Source organism: Streptomyces tanashiensis, from assembly GCF_014648895.1.
GTDB lineage: Bacteria > Actinomycetota > Actinomycetes > Streptomycetales > Streptomycetaceae > Streptomyces > Streptomyces tanashiensis.
In genome coordinates this window covers 111,159-136,686 of record NZ_BMRZ01000019.1, presented here as the reverse complement: position 1 = coordinate 136,686, position 25,528 = coordinate 111,159, and the positions used below count along the sequence as shown (strand labels likewise).

Annotated in this window: 24 protein-coding genes; 20 read left to right on the top strand and 4 right to left on the bottom strand. The window is 71.5% G+C overall.

The window, feature by feature from the left end:
- Positions 1-83: 83 nt before the first annotated feature.
- A complete protein-coding gene (locus IE237_RS35135) occupies positions 84-1,517 on the top strand; it encodes a sugar porter family MFS transporter (RefSeq protein WP_189806238.1) in 1,434 nt (477 codons plus the stop codon).
- 75 nt (positions 1,518-1,592) lie between these two features.
- Here the strand turns inward: IE237_RS35135 and IE237_RS35130 are convergent, their stop codons facing one another.
- On the bottom strand, positions 1,593-2,561 hold the full coding sequence (locus IE237_RS35130; RefSeq protein ID WP_189806237.1) for an LLM class flavin-dependent oxidoreductase: 969 nt from the start codon (positions 2,559-2,561) through the stop codon (positions 1,593-1,595).
- Positions 2,562-2,613: 52 nt separating this feature from the next.
- Entirely contained in the window at positions 2,614-4,074 is a 1,461-nt protein-coding gene (locus tag IE237_RS35125; protein ID WP_189806236.1) for a cytosine permease, read from the bottom strand.
- Between the two features lie 85 nt (positions 4,075-4,159).
- Here IE237_RS35125 and ftsY point away from each other — a divergent pair, with 85 nt between their 5' ends.
- The gene (gene ftsY, locus IE237_RS35120; RefSeq protein WP_189806235.1) at positions 4,160-5,380 is read left to right on the top strand and encodes a signal recognition particle-docking protein FtsY; all 1,221 of its coding nucleotides are present in this window, start codon (positions 4,160-4,162) and stop codon (positions 5,378-5,380) included.
- A gap of 60 nt (positions 5,381-5,440) precedes the next feature.
- Here ftsY and IE237_RS35115 read toward each other — a convergent pair whose 3' ends face one another.
- On the bottom strand, positions 5,441-6,094 hold the full coding sequence (locus IE237_RS35115; RefSeq protein WP_189806234.1) for a bifunctional DNA primase/polymerase: 654 nt from the start codon (positions 6,092-6,094) through the stop codon (positions 5,441-5,443).
- Positions 6,095-6,521: 427 nt separating this feature from the next.
- Here IE237_RS35115 and nsdA point away from each other — a divergent pair, with 427 nt between their 5' ends.
- From nsdA to ftsH, 6 genes are all read left to right on the top strand, one after another.
- Positions 6,522-7,997 (top strand): transcriptional repressor NsdA, encoded by a 1,476-nt coding sequence (gene nsdA / locus IE237_RS35110; RefSeq protein WP_189806233.1) that lies wholly within the window; start codon positions 6,522-6,524, stop codon positions 7,995-7,997.
- A 365-nt stretch (positions 7,998-8,362) separates the two neighbouring features.
- Positions 8,363-9,709 carry an ammonium transporter gene (locus IE237_RS35105; protein ID WP_189806232.1) on the top strand — a complete coding sequence of 449 codons (1,347 nt, stop codon included), beginning with the start codon at positions 8,363-8,365 and terminating at the stop codon, positions 9,707-9,709.
- Positions 9,706-10,044 (top strand): P-II family nitrogen regulator, encoded by a 339-nt coding sequence (locus tag IE237_RS35100; protein ID WP_015036464.1) that lies wholly within the window; start codon positions 9,706-9,708, stop codon positions 10,042-10,044. Before IE237_RS35105 ends, IE237_RS35100 begins: the two co-directional genes overlap by 4 nt.
- A 20-nt stretch (positions 10,045-10,064) precedes the next feature.
- Positions 10,065-12,539 carry a [protein-PII] uridylyltransferase gene (locus tag IE237_RS35095; RefSeq protein WP_189806231.1) on the top strand — a complete coding sequence of 825 codons (2,475 nt, stop codon included), beginning with the start codon at positions 10,065-10,067 and terminating at the stop codon, positions 12,537-12,539.
- Between the two features lie 119 nt (positions 12,540-12,658).
- A complete protein-coding gene (gene ffh / locus IE237_RS35090; RefSeq protein WP_189806230.1) occupies positions 12,659-14,212 on the top strand; it encodes a signal recognition particle protein in 1,554 nt (517 codons plus the stop codon).
- A 144-nt stretch (positions 14,213-14,356) separates the two neighbouring features.
- Positions 14,357-16,276, top strand: a complete 1,920-nt coding sequence (gene ftsH, locus IE237_RS35085; protein WP_189806229.1) for an ATP-dependent zinc metalloprotease FtsH — start codon at positions 14,357-14,359, stop codon at positions 16,274-16,276.
- 5 nt (positions 16,277-16,281) lie between these two features.
- Here ftsH and IE237_RS35080 read toward each other — a convergent pair whose 3' ends face one another.
- Entirely contained in the window at positions 16,282-17,007 is a 726-nt protein-coding gene (locus IE237_RS35080; protein ID WP_189806228.1) for a methyltransferase domain-containing protein, read from the bottom strand.
- 376 nt (positions 17,008-17,383) lie between these two features.
- Between IE237_RS35080 and IE237_RS35075 the strand changes: the two genes are divergently transcribed.
- The 12 genes from IE237_RS35075 to IE237_RS35020 all read left to right on the top strand — a co-directional run bounded on the left by IE237_RS35075 (position 17,384) and on the right by IE237_RS35020 (position 25,418).
- Positions 17,384-17,977, top strand: a complete 594-nt coding sequence (locus IE237_RS35075; protein WP_030690647.1) for a hypothetical protein — start codon at positions 17,384-17,386, stop codon at positions 17,975-17,977.
- 154 nt (positions 17,978-18,131) lie between these two features.
- Positions 18,132-18,575, top strand: a complete 444-nt coding sequence (gene rpsP / locus IE237_RS35070; RefSeq protein ID WP_015036470.1) for a 30S ribosomal protein S16 — start codon at positions 18,132-18,134, stop codon at positions 18,573-18,575.
- A 2-nt stretch (positions 18,576-18,577) separates the two neighbouring features.
- Complete coding sequence (locus IE237_RS35065; protein ID WP_020868149.1) at positions 18,578-18,817, top strand: RNA-binding protein; 240 nt, start codon at positions 18,578-18,580, stop codon at positions 18,815-18,817.
- Positions 18,818-18,928: 111 nt separating this feature from the next.
- Positions 18,929-19,507 carry a ribosome maturation factor RimM gene (rimM, locus tag IE237_RS35060; protein WP_189806227.1) on the top strand — a complete coding sequence of 193 codons (579 nt, stop codon included), beginning with the start codon at positions 18,929-18,931 and terminating at the stop codon, positions 19,505-19,507.
- Positions 19,504-20,325: a tRNA (guanosine(37)-N1)-methyltransferase TrmD gene (gene trmD, locus IE237_RS35055; RefSeq protein WP_189806226.1), complete on the top strand. Its 822-nt coding sequence runs from the start codon at positions 19,504-19,506 to the stop codon at positions 20,323-20,325. Before rimM ends, trmD begins: the two co-directional genes overlap by 4 nt.
- 127 nt (positions 20,326-20,452) lie before the next feature.
- Complete coding sequence (gene rplS, locus IE237_RS35050) at positions 20,453-20,803, top strand: 50S ribosomal protein L19 (RefSeq protein WP_015036473.1); 351 nt, start codon at positions 20,453-20,455, stop codon at positions 20,801-20,803.
- 69 nt (positions 20,804-20,872) lie between these two features.
- Positions 20,873-21,712 carry a signal peptidase I gene (gene lepB, locus IE237_RS35045; RefSeq protein ID WP_189806225.1) on the top strand — a complete coding sequence of 280 codons (840 nt, stop codon included), beginning with the start codon at positions 20,873-20,875 and terminating at the stop codon, positions 21,710-21,712.
- Positions 21,705-22,694 carry a signal peptidase I gene (gene lepB, locus IE237_RS35040; RefSeq protein ID WP_189806224.1) on the top strand — a complete coding sequence of 330 codons (990 nt, stop codon included), beginning with the start codon at positions 21,705-21,707 and terminating at the stop codon, positions 22,692-22,694. The genes lepB (IE237_RS35045) and lepB (IE237_RS35040) overlap by 8 nt, the downstream gene beginning before the upstream one ends.
- Positions 22,663-23,595 carry a signal peptidase I gene (gene lepB / locus IE237_RS35035; protein ID WP_189806269.1) on the top strand — a complete coding sequence of 311 codons (933 nt, stop codon included), beginning with the start codon at positions 22,663-22,665 and terminating at the stop codon, positions 23,593-23,595. Before lepB (IE237_RS35040) ends, lepB (IE237_RS35035) begins: the two co-directional genes overlap by 32 nt.
- A gap of 74 nt (positions 23,596-23,669) precedes the next feature.
- A complete protein-coding gene (gene lepB, locus IE237_RS35030) occupies positions 23,670-24,437 on the top strand; it encodes a signal peptidase I (protein WP_189806223.1) in 768 nt (255 codons plus the stop codon).
- Positions 24,434-25,054: an NUDIX hydrolase gene (locus tag IE237_RS35025; RefSeq protein ID WP_370468336.1), complete on the top strand. Its 621-nt coding sequence runs from the start codon at positions 24,434-24,436 to the stop codon at positions 25,052-25,054. Before lepB (IE237_RS35030) ends, IE237_RS35025 begins: the two co-directional genes overlap by 4 nt.
- Positions 25,055-25,109: 55 nt before the next feature.
- Positions 25,110-25,418 (top strand): DUF2469 domain-containing protein, encoded by a 309-nt coding sequence (locus tag IE237_RS35020; protein WP_005311352.1) that lies wholly within the window; start codon positions 25,110-25,112, stop codon positions 25,416-25,418.
- Positions 25,419-25,528 lie beyond the last annotated feature (110 nt).

Below are 25,528 nucleotides of genomic sequence, written 5' to 3'. Positions count from 1 at the left end.
CAACGTTGCTTTTACCTTCACGTGGTGGGCGGCGTGAAGTTGTGCGCCACTGGAAGGGCTTGCCCCCCCACCGAGGAGTCCATGTGACCAGCACCGCGCAGGCGCCCACGCCGCCGCCTTCCGAAGGCCGAGCCGCTCACCCGGACCACCTCGGCCACGTCATCTTCATCACGGCCTCCGCCGCGATGGGCGGCTTCCTCTTCGGCTACGACAGCTCCGTCATCAACGGCGCCGTCGAGGCGATCCGCGACCGCTACGACATCGGCTCCGGCACCCTCGCGCAGGTCATCGCCATCGCCCTGATCGGCTGCGCCATCGGCGCCGCCACCGCCGGCCGGATCGCCGACCGCATCGGCCGCATCCGCTGCATGCAGATCTCCGCGGTGCTCTTCGCCGTCAGCGCCGTCGGCTCCGCGCTGCCCTTCGCCCTCTGGGACCTCGCCTTCTGGCGGATCATCGGCGGCTTCGCCATCGGCATGGCCTCCGTCATCGGCCCCGCGTACATCGCCGAGGTCGCCCCCGCCGCCTACCGCGGCCGCCTCGGCTCCTTCCAGCAGGCCGCGATCGTCATCGGCATCGCCATCTCCCAGCTGGTCAACTACGGCATCCTCCAGCTCGCCGACGGCGACCAGCGCGGCGAGATCGGCGGCCTGGAGGCCTGGCAGTGGATGCTCGGCGTGATGGTCGTCCCGGCGCTCCTCTACGGCATGCTGTCCTTCGCCATCCCCGAGTCCCCGCGCTTCCTGATCTCCGTCGGGAAGACCGACCGGGCCAAGGAGGTCCTCGCCGAGGTCGAGGGCCAGGGCGTCGACCTCGACCACCGCGTCGCCGAGATCGACCGCGCCATGCGCAGCGAGCACAAGTCCACCTTCAGGGACCTGCTCGTCGCCGGAAGCCGGTTCAGGCTGTTGCCCATCGTCTGGGTCGGCATCGGACTCTCGGTCTTCCAGCAGCTCGTCGGCATCAACGTCGCCTTCTACTACTCCGCGACCCTCTGGCAGTCCGTCGGCATCGACCCGTCCAGCTCGTTCTTCTACTCGTTCACCACGTCGATCATCAACATCATCGGCACCGTGATCGCGATGGTCCTGGTCGACCGGGTCGGCCGCAAGCCGCTCGCCCTCGTCGGCTCCGTCGGCATGGCGATCGCCCTCGCCGTCGAGGCCTGGGCCTTCTCCGCGGACCTCGTCGACGGCAAGCTCCCGGAGACCCAGGGCGTCGTGGCCCTCGTCGCCGCCCACGTCTTCGTGCTCTTCTTCGCCCTCTCGTGGGGCGTGGTGGTCTGGGTCTTCCTCGGCGAGATGTTCCCCAACCGGATCCGCGCCGCGGCCCTCGGCGTCGCCGCCTCCGCCCAGTGGATCGCCAACTGGGCCATCACCGCCAGCTTCCCGTCCCTCGCGGACTGGAACCTCTCCGGCACCTACATCATCTACACGGTCTTCGCCGTGCTCTCGATCCCCTTCGTGCTCAGGTACGTCAAGGAGACGAAGGGCAAGGCGTTGGAGGAGATGGGCTAATCCCCGCTGCCCCTCTCCTCACGACGACCGCCCCGGCCGAGGCCCGACGCCTCCGGCCGGGGCGGTTCCGTCGTCTCAGGCGAGCCGTGGCAGTACCTCGTCGCAGAACAGCCGCAGGCTCCGCCACCCCTCCTCGACCGGCATCCCGCCGCACAGCGGATGCAGCACCAGGCTCTCCAGGCCCAGCGCCAGGCACTCCTCCGGCGTGACGATCCGGTAGACGCCCTCCGCCCGCAGCTCCGCCACCGTCGTCGCCGCCGACCGCACCGCCGAGCGGATGTCCTTCGACTGCCAGGAGGCGTAGGTCCGCGCCTCGTGCAGGAAGTGCTCGCCGTGCTCCGCCCAGGTCCGGTCCGGGTCCTCCGACAGGTGCAGCAGCGGGGTCTCCTCCGCCGGCATCATCGTCCAGCCCTCCGTGCCGTACTCCGCGCACCGCTCCCGGTAGTACGCCTCCAGCTCCGGCAGATGCGCGCTCGGGAAGAACGGCAGCCCGAGCCGGGCCGCCCGCCGGGCCGCCGCCCGCGACGAACCCCCGACCAGGAGCATCGGATGCGGGCGGGTGAAGGGCCGCGGGGTGACCCGTACCGTACGGCCCTGGTACGTGAACGGCTCCCCGGTCCAGGCCGTGAGCAGGGTCTCCAGGAGCAGGTCCTGGAGCTTGCCCCGCCGCCCCCAGTCGACCCCGCGCTCCTCGTACTCCTCCGGCCGGTAGCCGATCCCGGCCACCGTCACGAGCCGGCCCCCGCTCAGCAGGTCCAGGACCGCGATGTCCTCGGCCAGGCGCAGCGGGTCGTGCAGCGGGCCGATGATCGCAGAGACCGTGACCGCGATCCTGCGCGTCGCGCCGAAGACCGCGCCCGCGAAGGCGAAGGGGGAGGGCAGCCAGTTGTTCTCGACCCCGTGGTGCTCCTCGGTCTGCACCGTGTCGACCCCGTGCTCGTCGGCGTACGCGGCCATGGCGAGCGCGGCCCGGTAGCGCTCCGAGAGGGACTCCGGGGTCGCGCGGGGATCGACGAGGTTGAACCGTACGACGCTGAACGGCATGGGAAGTCCCCCTTCGCTGGTGCGCGGAAGGGGGACAGTAACTGACGTGGCGTCAGATGGAAACGGTCTCGCGCACCTCGGCGGCGGGTTCCGCCGGGGTCCGCTCGGGAGTGCGGGGCAGCACCGCGTACAGCACGCCCGCGATCACGATCGTCGCCGCCCAGCCCAGACCGTTCTCACCGATCCAGGACGAGGCGAGCGGACCGGAGAACCAGTCGACCTTCGTGAACAGCAGACCCACGAGCAGCGCCGCGGCCCACGCCGTCATCGCCTGCCAGGCGAAGCCGCCCCGGTACCAGTAGGCGCTGGTCCGGGTGGTGTCCATCAGCGCCTTCGCGTCGTACGACCTCCGGCGCAGCATGTCCACGCCGAAGACCCCGATCCACGCCGAGAACGCCACCGCGAGCAGGGTCAGGAAGGAGATGAACGAGCCGATGAAGCTGGTCGCCACGACCATCAGGAGGAAGCCGAAGACCAGGCTGATCACGGCGTTCACGCTCACCGCCGCCGCCCGGGACACCTTGATGCCCAGGGTCTGCGCCGTGAACCCGGCCGAGTACATCGACATCGAGTTGATCAGGAGCATCCCGAGCAGGGCGATCACCAGGTACGGCACCGAGATCCACATCGGCAGCAGCTCACCGATGAAGGAGACCGGATCCTGCGCCGAGGCCAGGTCCGGAGTGGACACCGCCATCACGGCGCCCATCAGCACCATCGGGAGCACCACGATGCCGGCGCCGCCGATCGTCGAGCCGACCATCGCCCGCGAGGAGGCCGTACGCGGCAGGTAGCGCGTGAAGTCGGGGCCCGAGGGCACCCAGCTGATGCCGCCGGCCGCGATCGTGCCGATGCCCGCGACCATCATCGCCGTCGAACCGGCCGGCTTGTCGAAGACCGCCGACCAGTCGGTGTTCGCGACCAGGTAGACGAGGACGAGGACGGAGAAGGCGCCGAAGAGGTACGTCGACCACTTGCTGCACACCCGCAGGGCGTTGATCCCGAGGCCCGAGACCAGGAACGTGCAGGTCACGAAGAGCAGCAGGGTCACCACGATGAGGAGCGTGTTCGACTTCACGCCGAAGAGCAGATCGAGGACGGTCAGCACCGCGTACGCCCCCGCGACCGCGTTGATCGTCTCCCAGCCCCAGCGGGCCACCCAGATCAGCGCACCGGGAAAAAGGTTTCCCCGCTGACCGAAGACGGCCCGCGACAGCGCCATGCCCGGCGCCCCGCCGCGCTTCCCCGCGATCGAGATCAGGCCGACGATCCCGTACGAGAGGACCGGCGCGACGATCGCCACGGTCAGGACCTGCCAGAAGTTCAGCCCGTTGAAGACGACGAGCCCGGCGCCCATCGTGAGCAGCAGCACACTGATGTTGGCCGCGACCCAGGTCGGGAAGAGCTCACGGACCCGACCGGTCCGCTCGGTGTCGGGGACGGGTTCGAGACCGCGGGTCTCCATGGCACCGTCGTGCGTCGCGCCTGCGGCTTCGGAGGCGTCGTGGGGCATGGGGGTACTCCGTACAGATGTGGGGGGACCCACCCAGCGTACGTGCTCCTCCATCGGTCCCCTCGTGGCCGATACTGGTCGGGTTATGGAACTCATCCTTGCTGTAGTCATCGCTCTGGTCGTCGCGGTCGCCGTGACGAGCGGGCTCGTGATCAGCGGTCGCAAGAAGAAGCAGCTGCCGCCGGCCGAGCCGCCGTCCACCACGCCGACCATCACCGCTCCGCCCGCCGAACCGCACGTCGGCGAGGAGGCGGAGACACCGCGGGAGGAACCACGCCGCACGGTCGAGGAGGTCGAACTCCCCGCCGAGGCGGCCCCCGAGGCCCCCGTCGCGGTCGAGGAGCCCGTCGTCGAGGAGCCCGCCGCTCCCGAGATCGAGGTCCCGGAGCCGACCGCCGGCCGCCTCGTGCGGCTCCGCGCCCGGCTCGCCCGCTCCCAGAACTCGCTCGGCAAGGGGCTGCTCACGCTCCTGTCCCGCGAGCACCTCGACGAGGACACCTGGGAGGAGATCGAGGAGACCCTTCTCACGGCCGACGTCGGCGTCGCCCCCACGCAGGAGCTCGTCGACCGGCTGCGCGAGCGCGTCAAGGTGCTCGGCACCCGCACCCCCGACGAGCTGCGCGGCCTGCTCCGCGAGGAGCTCGTCGCCCTCCTCGGCGACTTCGACCGCACGGTGCACACCGAGAGTCCCGAGGACACCCCGGGCGTGGTCATGGTCGTCGGCGTCAACGGCACCGGCAAGACCACCACCACCGGCAAGCTGGCCCGTGTCCTCGTCGCCGACGGCAAGTCCGTCGTCCTCGGCGCCGCCGACACCTTCCGCGCCGCCGCCGCCGACCAGCTCCAGACCTGGGGCGAGCGCGTCGGCGCCCGCACCGTGCGCGGACCGGAGGGCGGCGACCCGGCGTCGATCGCCTTCGACGCGGTCAAGGAGGGCATCGCCGAGAAGGCCGACGTCGTCCTCATCGACACCGCCGGCCGGCTCCACACCAAGACCGGCCTCATGGACGAGCTCGGCAAGGTCAAGCGCGTCGTCGAGAAGCACGGCCCGCTCGACGAGATCCTCCTCGTCCTCGACGCCACCACCGGCCAGAACGGCCTGATCCAGGCCCGTGTCTTCGCCGAGGTCGTCGACATCACCGGCATCGTGCTGACCAAGCTCGACGGCACCGCCAAGGGCGGCATCGTCGTCGCCGTCCAGCGCGAGCTGGGCGTCCCGGTCAAGCTGGTCGGCCTCGGCGAGGGCCCGGACGACCTGGCGCCCTTCGAGCCGGGCGCCTTCGTCGACGCCCTGATCGGCGACTGACACCCCGTACGGCACACGGAAGGGCCCCCGCCATCTCCTGGCGGGGGCCCTTCCGCGTCCTCAGAAGTGCGTCCGGTGGCAGATGTACGCCAGCGTGCCGAGCAGCAGCCGGGCCTGCGGCGGCGCGCCCGCCGTGTCCAGCGTCGGGGGCCGCAGCCAGCGCACCGGCCCGAGCCCGCCCAGGTCCGACGGGGGAGCGGTGACATGGGAGCCGGGACCCAGACAGTGCAGGTCCAGATCGGCGTCGTCCCAGCCCATCCGGTACAGCAGCTGCGGCAGCTCCGCCGCCGCTCCGGGGGCCACGAAGAACCGCGCCCGACCGGTCGGGGTCGCGCACACCGGGCCCAGCGGCAGCCCCATGCGCTCCAGACGCACCAGCGCCCGCCGGCCCGCCGCCTCGGCGACCTCGATCACGTCGAAGGCCCGGCCGACCGGGAGGAGCAGCGCCGCGCCCGGGTACTCGGACCAGGCTTTGGTGGCGTCGTCGAGGCCGGCGCCCGCCGGGACCGGTTCCGCGAAGGAGAGGGGGTGCGCGCCGGGGGCCGCGCACGCCGGATCCCCGCAGGAGCACTGGCCGGAGACGGCCCGCGCGCCGGGGACGACGTCCCAGCCCCAAAGTCCCGTGTACTCGGCCACCGCAGTGCACTCCGTGGTGCGTACGCGGCGGCGTGCGCCGGACCGCATCTCACGAATGCCGCCGATCGTGAAACCCATGCCCCCTCCAACGGGTCGAGCGCGCCGGTGGTTACGACCCGGAGCACGGGCGTCACCCTTCGTCACGTTCCCGTCGCCCGATCTGGCGCACGGTCGCGGGAGGGGTGGTGCGGGCCGGGACACGCGCCTCTCCGCGCTTCCGTCCGCCGACTCCGGTTCGTCGCATGTCAAGTGAATCGCGTTCCACGCGCGGCGAGTTCATTCGAAGGGGTGGCGAATGGTGGCGTTTCTTGAATCCCCCTCGTGGAGGGGTGATCGTAGGATTACTTTCGGTACTCGAACCCCGGGACCACGTGCACGCGTGGGTATGCCGGTGGCAACCAGGTTTCCCGTTCGGAGGAGTGCGAACGCCGGACGGATGCCGCGAGAGGCGGCATTCTGATAGGGGTTCGGACGACAGGTGAATCAGGTGGATGGGGGCGTTCCAGTGAGCGGCAACGGCGCAGACGGTACGACTGCCGGCAAGCGCCCGAACGAGCAGCTGGGCTCGTGGTTCGTGCGCAGCGGCTGGTCGAAGGGCGAACTGGCACGCCAGGTGAACCGCAGGGCGCGCCAGATGGGCGCGCACCACATCTCCACCGACACCTCGCGCGTGCGCCGCTGGCTCGACGGCGAGCAGCCCCGCGAGCCCATCCCGCGGATCCTCTCCGAGCTCTTCTCCGAGCGCTTCGGCTCCGTCGTCGCCGTCGAGGACCTGGGGCTGCGCACCGCCCACCAGTCGCCCTCCGTCTCCGGCGTCGACCTTCCCTGGGCGGGGCCGCAGACCGTCGCCCTGCTCAGCGAGTTCTCCCGCAGCGACCTCATGCTCGCCCGCCGGGGCTTCCTCGGCTCCTCCCTCTCGCTCGCCGCGGGACCCGCCCTCATCGAACCGATGCAGCGCTGGCTCGTCCCCACCCCGGTCGGCGACATCGAGCGCCCCGAGCCCCTCGTCGACGCCCGCCGCCCCAACCGGCTCTCGGAGATCGAGCTCGACCTCCTGGAGTCCACCACCGCCATGTTCCGCAAGTGGGACGCCCAGTGCGGCGGCGGACTGCGCCGCAAGGCCGTCGTCGGCCAGCTCCACGAGGTCACCGACCTCCTCCAGGAGTCCCAGCCGGCCGCCACCGCCAAGCGCCTCTTCACCTGCGCCGCCGAACTCGCCGAGCTCGCCGGCTGGATGAGCTACGACGTCGGTCTCCAGCCCACGGCCCAGAAGTACTTCGTGCTGGCCCTGCACGCCGCCAAGGAGGCCGGCGACAAGCCCCTCGGCTCGTACATCCTCTCCTCGATGAGCCGCCAGATGATCCACCTCGGCCGGCCCGACGACGCCCTCGAACTCATCCACCTCGCCCAGTACGGCAGTCGGGACTGCGCCACCTCCCGCACCCAGGCCATGCTGTATGCGATGGAGGCCCGCGCCTACGCCAACATGGGGCAGCCCTCGAAGTGCAAGCGGGCCGTCCGGATGGCCGAGGACACCTTCGCCGACGTCGGTCTCGACGGCGAGCCCGAGCCCGACTGGATCGGCTTCTTCTCCGAGGCCGAGCTCAACGGCGAGAACTCCCACTCCTACCGGGACCTCGCCTACGTCGCGGGCCGCTCCCCGACCTACGCCTCGCTCGCCGAGCCCGTCATGGAGCGGGCCGTGGAGCTCTTCGAGAAGGACCCCGACCACCAGCGGTCGTACGCGCTCAACCTGATCGGCATGGCCACCGTCCACCTCCTCAAGCGCGAGCCCGAGCAGTCCGTGGTCCTCGCCGAGAAGGCCCTCGGGGTCGCCCGCAGCATCCGCTCCGAGCGGGTCAACACCCGGCTCCGCAAGACCGTCGACCACGCCGCCCGCAACTACAGCGACGTCGCCGAGGTCGTCCAGCTCACCGACCGGCTCACCCAGCTCCTGCCCGAGGCCGCCGAAGCGGTCTGACCCCTCAGGGCCCCGGCCCCCGGCTCCCTGAGCCCGCACAGACCCCGGCCGTGCCGGACGTCCCGTACTGCCCGACTCGGCTCCCCCGCCGCAAGGTCACACGGACGCCCGGCGCGGCCGGCTCGTTTCCCCCGGGGCGCGGCCGGTCCACGGCCCCGGGGAGCGTGCGGACGTCCCCTCGTACCGACACGACCGTTCACGGCCACGTAACACGCCCCACCCCTTCGTCACTGCGCCGAAACATCGAGCGGCATCGGCGGAAACCGCGCTGCGCGAATCTCTGGCCCATAACCGGCCACCCCTCAAGGCCGGACGCTCCCCGGCCCCGCCCCGCACAGGCCGCATTCGACGACGAGGAGACGCCGATGGCACCAGCCATCACGACCCTGGCAGCAGACGCCCCCGAGCTGTCTGCCGCCAACACCGGGTTCATGCTCATCTGCTCCGCCCTGGTCATGCTGATGACCCCGGCACTCGCCTTCTTCTACGGAGGCATGGTCCGCGTCAAGTCCACCCTCAACATGCTGATGATGAGCTTCATCAGCCTCGGGATCGTCACGATCCTCTGGGTGCTCTTCGGCTTCAGCCTCGCCTTCGGCACCGACTCGGGATCGCTCATCGGCTGGTCCTCCGAGTACGTCGGCCTCAGCGGCATCGGCATCACCGAGCTCTGGGACGGCTACACCATCCCGGTGTACGTCTTCGCCGTCTTCCAGCTGATGTTCGCGATCATCACCCCCGCGCTCATCAGCGGCGCCCTCGCCGACCGCGTCAAGTTCACGGCCTGGGCCCTCTTCATCACGCTCTGGGTCACGATCGTCTACTTCCCGGTCGCGCACTGGGTCTGGGGTGCGGGCGGCTGGCTCTTCGAGATGGGCGTCATCGACTTCGCCGGCGGCACCGCCGTCCACATCAACGCCGGCGCCGCGGCCCTCGGCGTGATCCTCGTCATCGGCAAGCGCGTCGGCTTCAAGAAGGACCCGATGCGCCCGCACAGCCTCCCGCTGGTCATGCTCGGTGCCGGTCTCCTCTGGTTCGGCTGGTTCGGCTTCAACGCCGGCTCCTGGCTCGGCAACGACGACGGCGTCGGCGCCGTGATGTTCGTCAACACCCAGGTCGCCACCGCCGCCGCCATGCTCGCCTGGCTCGCGTACGAGAAGATCCGCCACGGCTCCTTCACCACCCTCGGCGCCGCCTCCGGCGCCGTCGCCGGACTCGTCGCCATCACCCCGTCCGGCGGCGCCGTCAGCCCGCTCGGCGCGATCGCCGTCGGCGCCATCGCCGGCCTCCTCTGCGCCATGGCCGTCGGGCTCAAGTACAAGTTCGGCTACGACGACTCCCTCGACGTCGTCGGCGTCCACCTCGTCGGCGGTGTCGCCGGCTCCCTCCTCGTCGGCCTCTTCGCCACCGGCGGCGTCCAGTCCGACGCCAAGGGCCTCTTCTACGGCGGCGGCCTGGAGCAGCTCGGCAAGCAGGCCATCGGCGTCTTCGCCGTCCTCGCCTACTCTCTGATCGCCTCCGCGATCCTCGCCCTGATCATCGACAAGACGATGGGGATGCGGGTCAGCGAGGACGACGAGGTCTCCGGCATCGACCAGGTCGAGCACGCCGAGACCGCGTACGACTTCAGCGGGGCCGGCGGCGGCATCACCGGACGCAGCACCTCCGTGGCCACGCCCGTCCTGAGCGAGAACAAGAAGGTGGACGCATGAAGCTCATCACCGCGGTCGTGAAGCCGCACCGGCTCGACGAGATCAAGGAGGCCCTCCAGGCGTTCGGCGTCCACGGGCTCACCGTCACCGAGGCCAGCGGCTACGGCCGCCAGCGGGGCCACACCGAGGTCTACCGGGGCGCCGAGTACACCGTCGACCTGGTTCCCAAGATCCGCATCGAGGTCCTCGTCGAGGACGAGGACGCCGAACAGCTCATCGACGTCGTCGTGAAGGCCGCCCGAACCGGCAAGATCGGAGACGGCAAGGTGTGGAGCGTGCCGGTCGAGACCGCCGTACGGGTCCGCACCGGCGAGCGCGGTCCGGACGCACTGTAAGCACACGAAGGAGCCGCCGGGTGACGAGCCTCGAGACGAGTGAAGCGACCGAAGATTCGGGACCCGGCGGCTACGCGGCGGCCCGGCTGCTCCTTCTCCAGGAGAAGGAGCGGCCCGGGCCGCCGCGCCGTGCCGCCCTGGCCCGGCTCACCGACGACTGGCTGGCCGGCCTCTTCGCGGCCGCCGCACCGCCCCGCGGGACCGCCCTCGTCGCCGTCGGCGGCTACGGGCGCGGCGAGCTCTCCCCGCGCAGCGACCTCGACCTCCTCCTGCTCCACGACGGCACCGCCGACAAGGCGGCCGTCGCCGCCCTCGCCGACCGGATCTGGTACCCCGTCTGGGACCTCGGCCTCGCGCTCGACCACTCCGTCCGCACCCCCGCCGAGGCCCGCGCCACGGCGGGCGAGGACCTCAAGGTCCACCTCGGCCTCCTCGACGCCCGGCCCCTCGCCGGCGACCACGGACTCGTCGCCGCCCTGCGCACCCCCGTCCTCGCCGACTGGCGCAACCAGGCCCCCCGGCGGCTCCCCGAACTCGACGCGCTCTGCCGGGAGCGCGCCGAACGCATGGGGGAGCTGCAGTACCTCCTCGAACCCGACCTCAAGGAGGCCAGGGGCGGCCTCCGCGACGCCCAGGTCCTGCGCGCCGTCGCCGCCTCCTGGCTCGCCGACGCCCCCCGCGAAGGCCTCGACACCGCCCGCCGCCGGCTGCTCGACGCCCGCGACGCCCTCCACCTCGCCACCGGCCGCGCCACCGACCGCCTCGCCCTCCAGGAACAGGACGCCGTCGCCGCCGAGCTCGGCCTCCTCGACGCCGACACCCTGCTCCGCGAGGTGTACGAGGCCGCGCGGACCATCTCGTACGCCACCGACGTCACCTGGCGCGAGGTCAACCGCGTCCTCAAGGCCCGCTCCGCCCGCCCCCGGCTCCGCGCCCTCCTCAGCCGCAGCGGCGCCGCGAAACCCCCCGTGGAGCGGACCCCGCTCGCCGAGGGCGTCGTCGAGATGGACGGAGAGGCCGTCCTCGCCCGCGGTGCCCGACCGGAGCGGGACCCGGTCCTGCCCCTGCGGGCCGCCGCCGCGGCCGCCCAGTCCGCCCTCCCGATCTCCCTGCACGCCGTACGCCGCCTCGCGGCCGTCGCCAAACCCCTGCCGGTGCCCTGGCCCGCCGAGGCCCGCGAGGAACTCGTCACCCTCCTGGGCGCGGGTGAGGCCACCGTCCCCGTCTGGGAGGCCCTGGAGGCCGAAGGGCTGATCACCCTCCTCCTCCCCGACTGGGAGCGGGTCCGCTGCCGGCCCCAGCGCAACCCCGTCCACACCTGGACCGTCGACCGGCACCTCGTCGAGACCGCCGTACGGGCCTCCTCGCTGACCCGGCGCGTCGGCCGCCCCGACCTCCTCCTCGTCGCCGCGCTCCTCCACGACATCGGCAAGGGCTGGCCCGGCGACCACTCCGTCGCGGGCGAGACCATCGCCCGCGACCTCGCCGCCCGCATCGGCTTCGACCGCACCGACACCCACGTCATCGCCACCGTCGTCCGCCACCACCTGCTCCTCGTCGAGACCGCCACCCGGCGCGACCTCGACGACCCCGCCACCGTCCAGTCCGTCGCCACCGCCGTCGGCACCCTCGGCACCCTGGAGCTCCTGCACGCCCTCACCGAGGCCGACGCCCTCGCCACCGGCCCCGCCGCCTGGTCCTCCTGGCGCGCCTCGCTCGTCGCCGACCTGGTCAAACGGGTCGCCGGCGTCCTCGCGGGCGAACCTCTGCCCGACCCCGAGGCCGCCGCACCAAGCGCCGAACAGGAACGGCTCGCGATCGAGGCCCTGCGCACCGGCGAACCCGTCCTCGCCCTCCGTACCGAGCCCGCCGGCGCGGAAGCCGACGGCCCCGGGCCCGCCGGCGCGGAGCCCGAGGGGCCCGAGCCGGTCGGCGTGGAGCTCCTCATCGCCCTGCCCGACCAGCCCGGCGTCCTCCCCGCCGCCGCCGGCGTCCTCGCCCTCCACCGGCTCACCGTCCGCGCCGCCGACCTCCGCGCCGTCGACCTCCCCGTCGGCCTCGGCTCCGGTTCCGTCCTCGTCCTCGACTGGCGGGTCGCCGCCGAGTACGGCTCCCTGCCCGAGGCCGCCCGGCTCCGCGCCGACCTCGTCCGCGCCCTGGACGGTTCCCTCGACATCCCCGCCCGCCTCGCCGAACGCGAGGCCGCCTACCCCCGCCGCCGGGGCCTCACGGCCCCGCCGCCCCGGGTCACCGTCGCCGCCGCCGACTCCCGCCTCGCCACCGTCATCGAGGTCCGCGCCCAGGACGCCCCCGGCCTCCTCCACCGCATCGGCCGCGCCCTGGAGGGTGCGGCGGTGCGGGTGCGGAGCGCCCATGTCTCCACGCTGGGCGCCAACGCCGTCGACACCCTGTACGTGACCCGCCCGGACGGCTCCCTGCTCCCCGACGAGGAGGCGATCGACCTGGCCCGCACCCTGGAGGAGGCGCTGCGGTGACGGCGTGACCGGAACCACCTCCGCGCGCCGGTTTCGGCGGGCGGGGGCACACACTTCGAGCGGCCCGATACCCTGGAGGGCAATCCGACCGCCCCCGACACCGAGGATCCGCGACCGCCGTGTTCGATACCCTCTCCGACCGCCTTGCAGCGACCTTCAAGAACCTCCGCGGCAAGGGCCGTCTGTCCGAGGCGGACATCGACGCCACCGCGCGCGAGATCCGTATCGCGCTGCTCGAAGCGGATGTCGCCCTGCCGGTCGTCCGCGCCTTCATCAAGCAGGTCAAGGAGCGCTCGCTGGGCTCTGAGGTCTCCCAGGCCCTCAACCCCGCCCAGCAGGTCATCAAGATCGTCAACGACGAGCTGATCGCCATCCTGGGCGGCGAGACCCGCCGCCTGCGGTTCGCCAAGACCGCGCCGACCGTGATCATGCTCGCCGGTCTGCAGGGTGCCGGTAAGACCACCCTCGCCGGAAAGCTGGGCGTCTGGCTGAAGAGCCAGGGCCACTCCCCGCTGCTCGTCGCCTGTGACCTCCAGCGCCCCAATGCCGTCAACCAGCTCTCCGTCGTCGCGGACCGCGCGGGCGTGGCCTTCTACGGCCCGCAGCCGGGCAACGGCGTCGGTGACCCGGTCCAGGTCGCGAAGGACTCCATCGAGTACGCGCGGACCAAGCTCTACGACGTCGTCATCGTCGACACCGCCGGCCGTCTCGGCATCGACCAGGAACTGATGCAGCAGGCCGCGGACATCCGCGACGCCGTCAGCCCCGACGAGGTCCTCTTCGTCGTCGACGCCATGATCGGTCAGGACGCGGTCAACACCGCCGAGGCTTTCCGCGACGGCGTCGGCTTCGACGGCGTCGTGCTCTCCAAGCTCGACGGCGACGCCCGCGGTGGTGCCGCGCTCTCCATCGCGCACGTCACCGGCAAGCAGATCATGTTCGCCTCCAACGGCGAGAAGCTGGACGACTTCGACGCGTTCCACCCGGACCGCATGGCGTCCCGCATCCTCGGCATGGGCGACATGCTCTCCCTCATCGAGAAGGCGCAGCAGACCTTCGACGAGGAAGAGGCCGCCAAGATGGCCTCGAAGCTCGCCTCGAAGAAGGGCGAGGCCTTCACGCTCGACGACTTCCTGGCGCAGATGGAGCAGGTCCGCAAGATGGGCTCCATCTCGAAGCTCCTCGGGATGCTGCCCGGCATGGGCCAGATGAAGGAGCAGATCGCCAACATCGACGAGCGTGAGGTCGACCGCGTCGGCGCCATCATCAAGTCGATGACCCCGGCCGAGCGCCAGGACCCGACCATCATCAACGGCTCCCGCCGGGCGCGTATCGCCAAGGGCTCCGGTGTCGAGGTCAGCGCGGTCAAGGGCCTGGTCGAGCGGTTCTTCGAGGCCCGCAAGATGATGTCCCGCATGGCGCAGGGCGGCGGCATGCCGGGGATGCCGGGCATCCCGGGCATGGGCGGCGGCCCCGGCCGGCAGAAGAAGCAGGTCAAGCAGGCCAAGGGCAAGCGCAAGAGCGGCAACCCGATGAAGCGGAAGGCCGAGGAGCAGGCCGCGGCCGAGCGCCGCGAGCAGGCGCAGGCCGGCGGCGCCTTCGGACTCCCGGCGGCCGGGCAGACCCCGAAGGACTTCGAGCTCCCGGACGAGTTCAAGAAGTTCATGGGCTGACACGCGTACGAGAAGGGGCCCGGGGCGGTGCGAAACCGCCCCGGGCCCCTTCTCACTCCCCTCTTCACCCCGCCGGACCGCCCGCGATGCCCGGTTCGACCCGCTCTTCGATACTGGGGCCACTGCCGCCCCGAGGAGAGCCACGTGGCCAACCCCGTACCCCCGCGCGACCGGACCGATCAGCCCTGGCGCTCGGAAGGGGCTCCGCCGCCCCCGTCGCCGAAGAAGAGGATGCCGGGGTCCTGGGGCAGCCTCATCCTCACCGCGCTCGTCGTCTACCTGCTCGCCAACATCGTGCTGTCGTTCTTCAACGAGGGCGACGGGCCGACCATCTCCTACACCGAGTTCGACAAGCAGGTGGCCGCCGGGAACGTCACCAAGATCTACTCCAAGGGCGACGCGATCCAGGGGCAGCTGAAGAACAAACAGCCCGTCCCCGACGGCGACGGCGACTACACCAAGTTCCAGACCCAGCGGCCCGCCTTCGCCGACGACGACCTGTGGGCGCAGCTGACCAAGCAGAACGTGGTCGTCACGGCCGAGCCGGTCGTCAAGGAGCGCAGCTTCCTCGTCAACCTGCTGATCTCGCTGGCGCCGATGCTGCTGCTCGTCGTGCTCTGGGTGTTCATCGCCCGCCGGATGAGCGCGGGCATGGGCGGCGCGGGCGGCATGCTCGGCCGCAAGCAGCCGCCGAAGCCGGTCGAGCTGGAGGGCGGTCGGCGCACCACCTTCCAGGACGTCGCCGGCATCGACGAGGTCGAGGGCGAGCTCAACGACGTCGTCGACTTCCTGAAGAACCCGCAGGCCTACCGCGAGATGGGTGCCAGGATGCCCCGCGGCGTACTCCTCGCGGGCCCTCCCGGCACCGGCAAGACACTGCTCGCCCGGGCCGTCGCGGGCGAGGCGGGGGTGCCGTTCTTCTCGGCCTCCGCCTCCGGGTTCATCGAGATGATCGTCGGCGTCGGCGCCTCCCGGGTCCGCGAGCTGTTCGCCGAGGCCCGCAAGGTCGCCCCCGCGATCATCTTCATCGACGAGATCGACACCATCGGCCGGGCCCGGGGCGGCGGCTCCGGGATGGGCGGGCACGACGAGCGCGAGCAGACCCTCAACCAGATCCTCACCGAGATGGACGGCTTCACCGGCTCCGAGGGCGTCATCGTCCTCGCCGCCACCAACCGCGCCGACGTGCTCGACCCGGCCCTCACCCGGCCGGGCCGCTTCGACCGGATCGTCCACGTCAACCCGCCCGACCGCGGCGGCCGCGAGGCCATCCTCAGGATCCACACCCGGGAGATCCCGCTCGCCCAGGACGTCGACCTGGAGCACGTCGCCCGGACCACCCCGGGCATGACCGGCGCCGAACTCGCCAACCTCGCCAACGAGGCCGCCCTCCTCGCGGTCAAGCGCGACCAGAAGGCCGTCACCCAGTCCGATCTGTCCGACGCCCTGGAGAAGGTCCAGCTCGGCGCCGAACGCCCCCTGGTCATGCCCTACGAGGAGCGGCGCCGGACCGCGTACCACGAGAGCGGCCACGCCCTGCTCGGCATGCTCCAGCCCGGAGCCGACCCGGTCCGCAAGATCACCATCGTGCCGCGCGGCCGGGCCCTCGGTGTCACCCTCTCGACCCCCGACGCCGACAAGTACGCCTACACCGAGGACTACCTGCGGGGCCGGATCATCGGCGCCCTCGGCGGCATGGCGGCCGAGCAGGTCGTCTTCGACGTCATCACCACCGGCGCCGAGAGCGACCTGGAACAGGTCACCAACATCGCCCGGGGCATGGCGGGCCGCTGGGGCATGAGCGAGCGGGTCGGCCGCCTCACCGCCATCCCGAGCGACGCCCAGCAGGCGTACGGGCTCTCGGCCGCCCCCGCGACCCTCGACACCGTCGACGAGGAGATGCGCCGCATCGTCGACGAGTGCTACGAGAGCGCGCTGCGGCAGCTCCGCGAGCACCGCGACAAGCTGGACGCCCTGGCCGAGGCCCTGCTCGCCAACGAGACCCTGGAGGAGGAGGCCGCCTACCGTGCGGCCGGCATCCCGCGCCTGAAGAAGGAGTCCTGAAGGGCCTACGCCACACGGGCGACGACGTACCGGAAGACGTTCGGCATCCACACCGTCCCGTCCGGCCGGACGTACGGGGCGAGCGCCTCCTCGATCTCCTTCTCCACCTGCGACAGGTCCGTCGCCCGGACCGCCGCGTCGAAGGCGCCCGTGGAGAGCAGCCCGCGCACCGCGCTGGCCTCGCCCGCGTATCCGAAGGGGCAGGCCACCCGGCCCGAGCCGACAGGGCGGAGCCCCGCCCCGGCCACCATTGCGTCCAGGTCGGGCCCCGGCGCCGGCGCGCGGTCCGCGAGCCGGGCCGCCACCCGCAGCACCGGTTCCGTGGCGCACCGCTCCGACGGCCCCCACCCGGCGAGGACGACCGCCGCGCCCGGTTGGGCCGAACGGGTGAGAGACCGGAGCCCCGGGAGCATCCCGTTGGTCGCGTGGAAGGCCGTGATCACGTCGTACGGGAGGTCCTCGGGCGGTTCCTCCGTGACCGTGACGCCCTCCGGCAGCCGCTCCCGCGCCAGCGCCACGCGCGCGTGGTCCCGGTCCGCGCCGGCCACCCGCGCGCCCCGCGCCGCCGCCATCAGGAGGGCCAGGCCGGAGCCGCAGCCCAGGCCGAGCAGCCGGGTGCCCGCGCCCACACCGAGGTGGTCGTAGACCGCCTCGTAGAGCGGGACCAGCATCCGTTCCTGGATCTCGGCCCAGTCGCGCGCGGGGTGGTGCGGGACGAGCGTAGGTGTCATGGAAAAGCGCCCCAATCCGTGCTCGGACGACAGCCCCCCGTAGTCAGGGAACTGCGCATCCCGGGCCGCGTCCAGTGGTCGCGCCGGACGGATTCGCCCGGGGGAGGGGCGGTGCGCCGCCTTGCGCCCCGACCCGGTAATGTCCTCGCAACGGTCGCCCGGGCCGCGCCGTCCCCCTCGGGGGCGCACGCACCGCGGCCACGCGCCGGGGCGTATGCGCCACTAGACACCGACTTGACGTTCTCTGCGTGACTTCTCCGCAGATCGGGGCACTGGCCCGCGTCGGGACACATCAAGGGCAACTGACGGGTACGTGCAAAATATTTGGGATGCCCCGGAATGGAACCCGGGGGCACTCCGGCTCGTTGTACGCGACGTGAGCACGACACCCCCTGTTCTCGCCGCAGAGCTGGCACAGGCGTGGGCCGACATTCAGCGGCACCACCCCGAGCTGCCCGATCTTGCCGCGCCCGAGTCCCTGATCGGAGAGTCCTCGTCCGCCTGCGGCGCCGAACTCTCCTTCGAACGACTGCTCCACGAGGCAGTCCACGGCATCGCCGCCGCCCGAGGTGTCCGCGACACCTCCCGCGCCGGCCGCTACCACAACCGCAGATTCCTCGCGATCGCCGAGGAGATGGGCCTCGACCATCCCGAGGAGCCCCACGCCAGCAGCGGCTTCTCCCTGGTCACGCTCAACCCCGAGGCCAGGCGGCGCTACCGGCCCACCATCGAGCGGCTCCAGCGCGCCCTCAAGGCGCACACGGTCGCCACGGCCGCCGACACCAAGCGCTCCTTCCGCGGACCGGCCGCCCGCCACGGCTCCTCGGGCGGCGGCGTCCGCGTCAAGGCCGTCTGCGACTGCGGGCGGAACGTGCGCGTGGTGCCGTCGGTGCTCGCCCAGGCCCCGATCGTCTGCGGCGGCTGCGGCAAGCCCTTCCGGATCCCGGAGACCGTGGGCGCCGCCAACTGAGTCGGCTGGGTGTGGCACAATGGCTAGCTGTACTCGACAGTCGCACAGGACCCCTCTCTCCTCCGGCTGACGCGTCCATCGGGCACCCGAGTACCGCAACCCCACGTGGCATCTCAAGTGCCCAACCACGTCAAGACCAGGAGACACCACTCCAGTGGCAGTCAAGATCAAGCTCAAGCGCCTCGGCAAGATCCGCCAGCCGCACTACCGCATCGTCGTCGCCGACTCGCGCACCCGTCGTGACGGTCGCGCGATCGAGGAGATCGGCCTCTACCACCCGACGTACAACCCGTCGCGTATCGAGGTCGACTCCGAGCGTGCGCAGTACTGGCTGTCCGTCGGCGCCCAGCCGACCGAGCCGGTTCTCGCCATCCTGAAGCTCACCGGCGACTGGCAGAAGCACAAGGGTCTGCCGGCCCCCGAGAAGGCTCTGCTCGTCCCCGCCACGAAGGAGGCGAAGCGCGCCTCGTTCGACGAGTTCGCGAAGACCCTCGAGGGCGGCGACGACAAGGGTGAGGCCATCACCCCGAAGGCCAAGAAGGCCGACAAGAAGGCGGACGAGGCCGAGGCCGCGTCCACCGAGTCGACCGAGGCCTGATCATGCTCGAGGAGGCTCTCGAGCACCTCGTGAAGGGCATCGTCGACAACCCCGACGAGGTGCAGGTCGCCTCGCGCAACCTGCGCCGGGGGCGCGTGCTGGAGGTCCGGGTCCACCCCGACGACCTCGGCAAGGTGATCGGCCGCAACGGCCGCACCGCGCGTGCGCTGCGCACCGTCGTGGGTGCCATCGGCGGTCGTGGGATCCGCGTCGACCTCGTCGACGTGGACCAGGTCCGCTGAGCAGGTCGGCAGCATCACCTTAGTTGTGCCGGCACGGGCCGGGGAGGGCTGAAGAGCCCACCCCGGCCCGTTGTCGTACGTACGAGCTGTGTGACAGGAGAGTGTGGAGCAGTGCAGTTGGTAGTCGCGCGGGTCGGCCGCGCCCACGGCGTCAAGGGCGAGGTCACCGTCGAGGTGCGGACGGACGAGCCCGAGCTCAGGCTCGGCCCCGGTGCCGTACTGCTCACCGACCCGGCCTCCGCCGGGCCGCTGACCATCGAGTCCGGCAAGGTCCACAGCGGCAAGCTGTTGCTGCGCTTCGAGGGCGTCCGCGACCGCAACGCCGCCGAGGCCCTGCGCAACACCCTCCTCATCGCCGAGGTCGACCCCGAGGAACTGCCGGAGGAGGAGGACGAGTACTACGACCACCAGCTCATGGACCTCGACGTCGTCCTCGCCGACGGCACCGAGATCGGCCGGATCACCGAGATCTCCCACCTGCCGTCCCAGGACCTCTTCATCGTCGAGCGGCCCGACGGCACCGAGCTGATGATCCCCTTCGTGTCGTCGATCGTCACCGAGATCGACCTGGAGGAGCAGCGGGCCGTGATCGACCCGCCGCCCGGCCTGATCGACGACCGCGCCGAGATCGTCTCCTCCCGGGACGACGGCGAGGCCTCCGGCGACGAGTCCGGCGAGGAGACGGCATGAGGCTCGACGTCGTCACGATCTTCCCCGAGTACCTCGAACCGCTGAACGTCTCCCTCGTCGGCAAGGCACGCGCGCGCGGACAGCTCGACGTCCACGTGCACCACCTGCGCGACTGGACCTACGACCGGCACAACACCGTCGACGACACCCCCTACGGCGGCGGTCCCGGCATGGTCATGAAGACCGAGCCCTGGGGCGACGCGCTCGACCAGACGCTCGCCGACGGCTACGAGGCCGGCGCGCACGGACCGGTCCTCGTCGTCCCGACCCCCAGCGGCCGCCCCTTCACCCAGGAGCTCGCCGTCGAGCTCTCCGAGCGGCCCTGGCTGATCTTCACCCCGGCCCGCTACGAGGGCATCGACCGCCGCGTCATGGACGAGTACGCGACCCGGATGCCGGTCTACGAGGTCTCCATCGGCGACTACGTCCTCGCGGGCGGCGAGGCGGCCGTCCTCGTCGTCACCGAGGCCGTCGCCCGTCTGCTGCCCGGCGTCCTCGGCAACGCCGAGTCCCACCGGGACGACTCCTTCGCCCCCGGCGCCATGGCCAACCTGCTGGAGGGCCCCGTCTACACCAAGCCGCCCGAGTGGCGCGGCCGGGGCATCCCCGACGTCCTCCTCAGCGGGCACCACGGCAAGATCGCCCGCTGGAGGCGTGACGAGGCCTTCCGCCGCACCGTCGCCAACCGGCCCGACCTCATCGAGCGCTGCGACCCGTCCGCCTTCGACAAGAAGGACCGCGAGATCCTCTCCATGATGGGGTGGGCGCCCGAGCCCGGCGGCCGATTTTGGCGCAGGGTCGAGGGCGTGGAAGAATAGGCCGCTGTCGTCCGTCCGGCGCGCGCCCCTGCCACAGGGGGAACGACGCCGCCAGAAACGGACGACGCTCCGAATCATTCGAACGTACCGCTGATGACCTGTGGCATCAGCGAGGAAAGAGACCTCCATGGCCTCCCTGCTCGACCAGGTCAACGCGGGTTCGCTCCGCTCCGACCTCCCCGCCTTCCGTCCCGGCGACACCGTGAACGTCCACGTGCGCGTCATCGAGGGCAACCGCTCCCGTATCCAGCAGTTCAAGGGCGTCGTCATCCGCCGCCAGGGTTCGGGCGTCAGCGAGACCTTCACGGTCCGCAAGGTCTCCTTCTCCGTCGGCGTCGAGCGCACCTTCCCGGTGAACAGCCCGATCTTCGAGAAGATCGAGCTCGTGACCCGCGGTGACGTCCGTCGCGCCAAGCTCTACTACCTGCGTGAGCTGCGCGGCAAGGCTGCCAAGATCAAGGAGAAGCGCGACCGCTGAGCCTCGGCTCCCGGCACGCTCACCGCTTCCGACTCCTCGCACAGGCAGGCCGGATAGGCTCTGCCAGCGATGGACACCGAAGCACAGCACACGGAGCGCGACCCCTCTTCCGACACGGAGGAAGGGTCGCGCTCCGCGCGCGTTTCCGCCGACTCCGCGCGCGCGTCCGAGGACGCCGGACGCGTAGCCGAGGACTCCGGGCGCGTTTCCCAGGACTCCGGGCGCGCCCCCTCCTGGCGCCGCACCGCCCTCGTGGGCGGCGCCTGTGTGGCCTTCCTGCTGCTCCTGAGCCACTTCGTGATCCAGCCGTTCCTGATCCCCAGCCGCTCCATGGAGCCGACGCTCCAGGTCGGCGACCGGATCCTCGTGAACAAGCTGGCGTACCGTTTCGGCAGCGAGCCCGCCCGGGGTGACGTCGTCGTCTTCGACGGCACCGGCTCCTTCGTACGGGAACAGCCGCAGGGCAATCCGGTCACCGGGCTCCTGCACGACGGGGCGGCCGCCCTCGGGCTCGCGGAGCCCGACGAGACCGACTTCGTGAAGCGGGTCGTCGGCGTCGGCGGCGACCGGGTCGTCTGCTGCGACAAGGACGGCCGGCTCACCGTCAACGGCGTCCCCGTCGAGGAGCGGTACGTGATGCTCGGCGACCGGCCCTCCGCGGTCCCCTTCGACATCGTCGTCCCGCAGGACCGGCTCTGGGTCATGGGCGACCACCGCAGCCAGTCCAGCGACTCCCGCGACCACCTGGGCAACCCCGGCGGCGGCATGGTCCCCGTCGACAGGGTCGTCGGCCGCGCCGACTGGATCGCCTGGCCCTTCGGCCGCTGGTCCACCGTGCCCGGCACCGATGCCTTCCACGCCGTACCGGCCCCACCGGCCGGCGGACACGGAGCGGGACCCCATGGGTAGCCGGGGCCGTCCGCCCGGCGGGTCCGCCCACGGCCCCGCCGCCGGTCAGGGCGCCGCCCTGCCGGGGCGTGCCGAGCGCCGCAAGCTGGCCCGCAAGGTCAAGCGGCGCAGGCAGCGCTCCGCGCTCCGGGAGATCCCGATCCTGATCACCGTGGCCGTGCTGATCGCGCTCGTCCTCAAGACCTTCCTGGTCCAGGCGTTCGTCATTCCGTCCGGCTCCATGGAGCAGACGATCCGCATCGACGACCGGGTCCTCGTCGACAAGCTCACGCCCTGGTTCGGCTCCCGGCCGGAGCGCGGCGACGTCGTGGTCTTCCAGGACCCCGGCAACTGGCTCCAGCAGGAGACCGCGCCGCCCGCCGACGACCCGATCGGCATCAAGCAGGCCAAGCAGGCCCTGACCTTCATCGGGCTGCTGCCCTCCGCCGACGACCGGGACCTCATCAAGCGGGTCGTCGCCGTCGGCGGCGACACCGTCCGCTGCTGCGGCGCGGACGGGCGGATCAGCGTCAACGGCGTGCCGCTCGACGAGCCGTACCTGCATCCCGGGAACCCGCCGTCCAAGATCCCCTTCGAGGTGAAGGTCCCGCAGGGCCGCGTCTTCGTCCTCGGCGACCACCGTTCCGACTCGGCGGACTCCCGCTACCACCTCGACGAGAAGGACCACGGGACCGTCTCGGAGGACCAGATCGTCGGGCGTGCCGTGGTGATCGCCTGGCCCTTCGGGCACTGGCGCGGCCTGGAGGAACGGGACACCTTCTCCGCCGTACCGGACGCCCGTGCGAGTTCCGGGACCGCATCCGATCTGTCGCATAGTGTGTCCCCGCGCAATCTGAACGGATTGCCCGGGCTCCCGACCCCTGCGGAACTTCTGCTCGTTATGGGAGTGGTGGGCCTGTCCCTGACCCGGGGCGGGCGTTCGCACGGACTGAGGAGTGGATGTGGGGGATTTGGCCGTCGGCGCACGATCCGGACACGATGAGCCCGAGAAGAGGGCCGACGGGGCCTTCCGCGATGACACGACGGGTGACGACGTGACGGGTGACGAGCAGGCGCAGCCGCCGGGCGACGGTACGCCGGGCGATGACGGCGACGCAGCCGCGGGCGAGGGCAAGTACCCGAAGAAGCCGCGTTCCTTCTGGAAGGAACTGCCGCTTCTCGTCGGTATCGCCCTGGTGCTCGCCCTGCTGATCAAGACCTTCCTGGTGCAGGCGTTCTCGATCCCCTCGGAATCGATGATGAACACCCTCCAGAAGGGCGACCGCGTCCTCGTCGACAAGCTGACCCCCTGGTTCGGTTCCGAGCCCGAGCGCGGCGAGGTCGTCGTCTTCCACGACCCGGGCGGCTGGCTGGAGGGCCAGGAGGCCCCCAAGCCGAACGTCGTGCAGAAGTTCCTCAGCTTCATCGGCCTCATGCCGTCCGCCGAGGAGAAGGACCTCATCAAGCGCGTCATCGCGGTCGGCGGCGACACCATCTCCTGCAAGGAGGGCGGCAAGGTCGTCCTCAACGGCGTGGCGCTCGACGAGAGCGCGTACCTCGCCCCCGGCGCGGTGCCCTGCCAGGACTCCTTCGGCCCGATCAAGGTCCCCAAGGACCGGATCTGGGTCATGGGCGACAACCGCCAGAACTCCCTGGACTCCCGCTTCCACCAGCAGCTCCCCGGTGGCGGCACCGTCTCCAACGACGAGGTCGTGGGCCGCGCCGTCGTGGTCGCCTGGCCGGTCACGCGCTGGGCCACGCTCCCGATCCCCGAGGTCTTCGACCAGCCGGCCCTCGACAAGGCCATGGCCGCCGCCCCCATGGGAGCGGCCGGTCTCGCCGGGGCGCTCCCGCTCGTGCTGTGGCGCCGGAAGAAGCAGGCCGCACGGCATACCGCCGAGTAGCGACCCGCGGGTAGGGTGCCGTCCCGGACCGTCGACAGGACTACGGTCCGCCGACAGACCTACGGGGTGCGCACATGAGCGGAAACATACGGACCAAGGGCGGCCACGGCCGCCTCGGCAGCGTGCTGTCGGGGCTGGCCGTGGCCGTCGGCTGTGTGCTCTTCCTCGGCGGATTCGTCTGGGGCGCCGTGCTCTACCAGCCGTACACCGTCCCCACCGACTCGATGACCCCGACCCTCGACGTCGGGTCCAAGATCCTCGCCCAGCGGATCGACGGCGACGAGGTGCGGCGCGGTGACGTCGTCGTCTTCACCGACCCGCTCTGGGGCTCCTCGCCCATGGTCAAGCGGGTCGCCGCCGTCGGCGGCGACACCGTCGCCTGCTGCGACCGGGACGGGCGGCTCACCGTGAACGGCAAGCCCGTCGAGGAGCCGTACCTCCGGCCCGGACCCGGCGGCCGGACGGTCGCCTCGGGCCAGGACTTCTCCGTGACCGTCCCCCGGGACAACCTCTTCCTGCTCGGCGACGACCGGCACACCTCGCTCGACTCCCGTACGCACATGGAGGAGGCCGGACAGGGCTCCGTGCCGCGCTCCACGGTCGTCGGCAGGGTCGACGCCGTCGTCTGGCCCGCCAAGGGTCTCCTGGCGCCCCCCGAGGGCTTCGCCGACCTCCCGGGCGGCATCTCGCAGCCGGGTCCGTTCACGGCGCTCTTCACGGCGATCACGGCCGGCACCGCGCTGATCCTCGTGGGGGCCGCGTACGGTCCGGTGGCACGCCGCCTGACCCGGCGCCGGCCCGACGGGCAGCGGCCGGGCACGCGGGAGAAGGTGGGGGCATGAGGGACACGGGGAGCGCGGGGCCGGGGTCCGGTTCCGAGACCCGGCCGGCGGGGGCGTCGTCGCCTGCGCCGGGGTCCGAGCCCGGGCCGGGACCGGTGTCGCTGCCGGGGTCGGGGTCCGGGTCGGCGGCCGTGCGGCGGCGGGTCGCGCGGGTCGTGCTGCTCGACCCCGACGACCGCATCCTGCTCATGCACGGCTACGAGCCCGACCACCCGGACGACAGCTGGTGGTTCACCCCGGGCGGCGGCCTGGAGGGCGACGAGACCCGGGAGGAGGCGGCGCTGCGCGAACTGGCGGAGGAGACCGGCATCACCGAGGTCGAACTCGGCCCGGTGCTCTGGAAGCGGTACTGCTCGTTCCCCTTCGACGGGCGCCGCTGGGACCAGGACGAGTGGTACTACCTGGCCCGCACCCGCGGGACCGAGGCCGCGCCCCGGCCGCAGGCCCTCACGGAGCTGGAGACCCGCAGTCTCGCGGGCCTGAGATGGTGGACCTCCGCCGAACTGTCGGCGGCCCGTGAGACGGTGTACCCGACCAGGCTCGCCGAGCTGCTCCACACGCTGCTCGACGAGGGACCTCCGAGTGCACCGGTGGTTCTCGCCCCCGAAATCGTTTAGGGGCGCGTACGACTGGCGCACAATAGGGGGACGCACGGCTGAAGGGGAACATGCCATGAGCGCCGAGGACCTCGAGAAGTACGAGACCGAGATGGAGCTGAAGCTCTACCGGGAGTACCGCGACGTCGTCGGGCTGTTCAAATACGTGATCGAGACCGAGCGGCGCTTCTACCTCACCAACGACTACGAGATGCAGGTGCACTCGGTGCAGGGCGAGGTCTTCTTCGAGGTCAGCATGGCTGACGCCTGGGTCTGGGACATGTACAGGCCCGCCAGGTTCGTCAAGCAGGTCCGCGTCCTCACTTTCAAGGACGTGAACATCGAGGAGCTCAACAAGAGCGACCTCGAACTTCCCGGCAGCTGAGGCCACCCCCGCGCCTCCCCGGCCCGAACCACCCTCAAGGGTGACGAGGTTGTCCACAGCCTCCCGGCCGTACACAGCGCCGCACGCGGTCCGCCGCACTCCGTCACAGT